This window comes from Phyllobacterium sp. P5_D12 (assembly GCF_054049495.1).
The window spans coordinates 1-4273 of record NZ_JBFUMG010000393.1; the positions used below are offsets into that span (position 1 = coordinate 1).

Annotated in this window: 5 protein-coding genes; 3 read left to right on the forward strand and 2 right to left on the reverse strand. The window is 57.5% G+C overall.

Annotation, left to right across the window (positions count from 1 at the left end; genetic code table 11):
- Nucleotides 1–468: 468 nt before the first annotated feature.
- Together ACXJ5O_RS20165 and ACXJ5O_RS20170 are read right to left on the reverse strand one after the other, a co-directional pair.
- The gene (locus ACXJ5O_RS20165; RefSeq protein WP_457301448.1) at nucleotides 469–648 is read right to left on the reverse strand and encodes a hypothetical protein; all 180 of its coding nucleotides are present in this window, start codon (nucleotides 646–648) and stop codon (nucleotides 469–471) included.
- Nucleotides 649–802: 154 nt separating this feature from the next.
- Nucleotides 803–979 carry a hypothetical protein gene (locus tag ACXJ5O_RS20170; protein WP_457301449.1) on the reverse strand — a complete coding sequence of 59 codons (177 nt, stop codon included), beginning with the start codon at nucleotides 977–979 and terminating at the stop codon, nucleotides 803–805.
- Nucleotides 980–1150: 171 nt separating this feature from the next.
- Between ACXJ5O_RS20170 and ACXJ5O_RS20175 the strand changes: the two genes are divergently transcribed.
- The 3 genes from ACXJ5O_RS20175 to ACXJ5O_RS20185 form a co-directional block, all read left to right on the forward strand.
- On the forward strand, nucleotides 1151–2065 hold the full coding sequence (locus ACXJ5O_RS20175) for an NAD-dependent epimerase/dehydratase family protein (protein ID WP_457301450.1): 915 nt from the start codon (nucleotides 1151–1153) through the stop codon (nucleotides 2063–2065).
- 238 nt (nucleotides 2066–2303) lie between these two features.
- The gene (locus ACXJ5O_RS20180; protein WP_457301452.1) at nucleotides 2304–3686 is read left to right on the forward strand and encodes a Ppx/GppA phosphatase family protein; all 1383 of its coding nucleotides are present in this window, start codon (nucleotides 2304–2306) and stop codon (nucleotides 3684–3686) included.
- A gap of 19 nt (nucleotides 3687–3705) precedes the next feature.
- Nucleotides 3706–4273 (forward strand): RlmE family RNA methyltransferase (locus ACXJ5O_RS20185; protein ID WP_457301451.1); only part of this gene is annotated, 568 nt, incomplete at its 3' end.

Here is a 4273-nt window from a genome sequence, read left to right on the forward strand (position 1 = left end):
ATGTTGAATCGCACGATTACCTTCCTGAAAAGGCTGAAAACCCCTATTACCGCATCGCCTGACACCGTCGTGCAGACCGCAAAACCGGCCGCTAAGAAGCCTCGCCGTGTAAACCCCGACAGTGATGGAACGCTGCGCCGCCTGCGGCAGCTCGTCGAGCACAATCGGCTGATCTGATTGCATCCACTAAGCCGGTGTTGGGAGAACTGCACCGGCTTTTTCATGTCGCCTATCTTCCTGCAAAACGCTCCGGCAACCGATCACGCTTGACAGCGTGAGCCTGTAAACGCGGCTGGCCGCCGTTGGGTCACGGCTTGTCCAGTTTCCCGGCGGTCCTTTGCCGGTCCATAATCTCGTCAAGTTCGATTGATTGGCAAACGCTTAGCGGGGGCAGGTGAGGCTTGGCACCGCCCCGGGGAGGGCATAATAGGCTAAGTCGGCGCCAAGCCTCCGCTGACGGAAATAGGGTCAGCGTAATACAACGCTGACATAGGTCATTCGTTCCGTTGCTGTGCTCCCATCGTAGACAATTGTTGTCCGCGCGAATGCGGTTCCTATCAGCCAGATGACAGCGAGAAATATCAGTGCAACAGCAGCGAGTAGCAATACTCCGGTCAACTTCACCGGTTGATGATCGTTCTCAGACATGGAGGGGACATCTCAAAATTGTGCTCGCGCACTAATACAACTTATGCGAGAATTTTCAACGGGAACATGTGTGAATGTGAGAGATCAAAAGATCGGAAACGTACGTGTCAGACTTGGTCTGCGTCCAACGATCCGGACGTGGAAAGGGCCCTGATCAGGCGTGCAGGTGATCCGGGATGRTGCTCGACTGATGAGCATTCTGGCCACTTGGATTGCTTGATTTGACCAGCATCGTTCCAGCTTCCCAACATCCCCAAAGAATGGCCACCATGATCGCGGCCAGGATCAGGAAGTCTTTTGTCTCAAGCGGCTGAAAATCGGGCTGACGCATAGGCGTTACTCCATAACGATAGTGATCGCGGTCCCTGTTCCATCGCTTATCATAGGTATGCCACGAGCCCTATTGCTCCCGATTAGTCCTTTCGATTTAGTCCCTGACGCCGCATTGATGTGGAAACGCCTCTGTTGATATGAGTGACAACTGTTGGAAGGATTCAATCATATGGTAACGGGCGTTGTTCTCGTGACGGGAGCCTCGGGTTTCATCGGTGTGGAATTGGTCAAGCAACTGGAAGCGTCCGGCTATCGAGTGATCAGTGCCACGCGAAACGCCGGCGGCTCCAACACGGAAATTGTGCGGCTGCCTGCACCCGACGAGCCTGTCGAAGCATTCGAGCGTATCCTCGAGAATGTCGATCATGTCGTGCATCTGGCGGCTATCGCTCACACGCAACTAGTCGACGCCACCCATACTTATCATGCAGTCAACTGCGTGCTGGCGGCAAAGCTTGCTCAGGCTGCGCATAAAACCATTTCGGGCAAGTTTGTTTTCCTGTCGTCGATACGTGCGCAATGTGCGAACGTTCACGAAGGCGTCGCGTTGGAAAGCGATCTGCCACAACCAACTGATGGTTACGGTCGGGCCAAGCTTGCAGCCGAGGCCGAAATCGCCTCGGCGATGAAACGGGGAAATTATACGATCCTGCGTCCAGTGCTCGTTTATGGCGCGGGTGTGAAGGGTAATATGGCGATGCTCGTGAAACTTGCGGCACTGCCTGTCCCGTTACCGCTAAAGTCCTTGGCCGGGCAACGATCCTTGCTCGATCGCGCTGCTCTCTGCCGTGCCATCATCCATAGTTTGAACGAACCGAAAACCGATCGTGGCACATTCATTGTATCGGACAGAAATCCAGTAACGGTACCGCAGATACTGGCCGCCATACGACGCCGGCGCGGCCGCAATCCTGGGTTGTTTTCATGCCCGTTGTGGATATTAAATATTGCCGCACAAATAACAGGCCAGGGAGATCGCTGGAAAACGCTGAACGGTGACTTGATTGCAAGTTCGGCCAAGCTCCAATCGACTGGCTGGAAGGCTGTCGACAATCCTGCGGGGCATATTGCGGAACTATCCTGACCCTGGAGCCTCGTGCACAAGGCTCCAGCAGCCCATGAGCGCGCCAAGCCCGTCGCGACAGGGACATCAAATGGTCTCTTGGATATTCGGCAAATGATGTTACATTGTATCCAACGTTAATTGAAAAGCGTCCTGCTTGCGTCCTTATGGGTTCGCGCGGCGCTCGAAGGATAAGATTTTGAAAGACCCCGAGAGAGGCGCGCCAATCGCGCCGAATGGAGGGGCGTCTGGTGGTGACATGGTGCTGAACGGCACTAAAGGTCCCACCAAGAATGGGCCCGGACCGCATGGGGATCCTGCACATCACAGGCAGGAAAGCCAATCCGATTCCCTGGAAGGACGCTTCGACAAGAACCACAAGAAACGTGCGCGCCGCAGAAAGCGCGGCAAGTCGAAACAGGCGCCTGCTTCGACCGAGCCAGTCGTTGTCTCGAGCGTTTCGCCTCCCCCTGCCAATACTCCGGCCAAAGCCGCCAAGAAGCGGCGGCCCAATCGCTTTCGGCGTCGGGGCCGCGCCGGGATCAAACCTGTCGATACGATACCGCCAGCAGTGACAGTAAAGCCGTCTCCGGCAGCCCCGGTTCAAGCCACGCAGCGGCGCGAATCCAGGCATTTCGGAGGACCGCTCTATGCCGCACTCGATCTTGGCACCAACAATTGCCGGCTTCTCGTGGCGTCGCCCACCCGCCCCGGCCAGTTTCGCGTCGTCGATGCCTTCTCCCGCATCGTCCGCCTCGGTGAAGGCCTCGGCGCGACAGGCCGCCTGAACGACAACGCGATGGATCGCGCTATCGAGGCGCTGAAGATCTGTCGCGACAAGCTTGAGAGCCACGATGTGCGCCGCGCCCGGCTTATCGCCACCGAAGCCTGCCGTCAGGCGTCGAACGGCGAGGAGTTCTTGGCCAGGGTCAAACGCGAAACCGGCCTCGATCTCGAGATCATCAATCGCCAGACCGAAGCGCGTCTTGCTGTATCCGGCTGTGGCACGCTGGTCGAGCGTGAAACCGACGCAGTCGTGCTGTTCGATATCGGCGGCGGCTCCTCGGAGATCGCGCTGATCGACGTTTCCGAGCGCCGCTCGCCGCGGCTTGCCGAACATATCATTGCCTGGACGTCGCTCCCCGTCGGCGTGGTCACCTTGGCCGAACGCTTTGGCGGGCGTGATGTGACCTCCGATAACTTCGCGGTCATGGTCGATCATGTTGCCGAATTGATCAACGATTTCTCCGAGCGTCACAAGCTCGGCGATCTCGTCAAGAGCGAGAACTTTCATCTGCTCGGCACGTCCGGCACGGTCACGACGCTCGCCGGTATTCATCTCGGTCTCGAGCGCTATGATCGCCGCCGTATCGATGGTATCTGGATGCAGAACGATGACGTCACTGAAATGACCAGCAAGCTCCTGTCATGGAGCTTCGATGAACGGGTTGCCAATCCGTGCATTGGTGCTGATCGCGCCGATCTCGTTCTTGCCGGTTGTGCCATCCTGGATGCGATCCGCAATGTCTGGCCCAGCCAGAAATTGCGCGTGGCCGATCGCGGGTTGCGCGAAGGTATTTTGACTGAACTCATGTCGCGTGATGGCGCGTGGCGCAATCGCTGGTTGCGTGCAACCGCATGATCCAGGAATAGGGGCCCTTATGGCTAAGACGACGACAGGGGGACGCGGCGGCACAGGCACGCGCGGTCTGCATACCAAAATCAAGAAGAAGGCCGGCACGATCAAGGAATCGTCGCGTCGTTGGCTCGAGCGTCATATCAACGATCCGTATGTGCAACGCTCCAAGGCAGACGGCTATCGTTCGCGCGCCGCCTATAAATTGATCGAGATCAATGACCGCTACAAAATCCTCAAAAAAGGTCAGCGCATTATCGATCTTGGCGCCGCTCCCGGTGGCTGGAGCCAGATTGCGGCTTCGATCGTAGGCTCGCCGGAAGACGTTCCAACTGTCGTTGGCATCGACTATCTGCACATCGATCCATTGCCGGGCGTCACCTTGCTCGAGATGGATTTCCTCGATGACGCAGCACCGGACAGGCTTATGGAATCACTCGGCGGCCAACCGGATATCGTCCTGTCGGACATGGCTGCGCCGACGACCGGCCACCGCCGTACCGACCACATACGCACGACCTACCTTTGCGAAGTCGCCGCGGACTTTGCCGTCTCGGTTCTGCGTCCGGGGGGGCATTTTCTCACCAAGACAT

Coding starts and splice junctions, on each gene's coding strand:
- ACXJ5O_RS20180 (WP_457301452.1), top strand. CDS start 2,304: ATGGTGCTGAACGGCACTAAAGGTCCCACCAAGAATGGGCCCGGACCG.
- ACXJ5O_RS20175 (WP_457301450.1), top strand. CDS start 1,151: ATGGTAACGGGCGTTGTTCTCGTGACGGGAGCCTCGGGTTTCATCGGT.
- ACXJ5O_RS20165 (WP_457301448.1), bottom strand. CDS start 648: ATGTCTGAGAACGATCATCAACCGGTGAAGTTGACCGGAGTATTGCTA.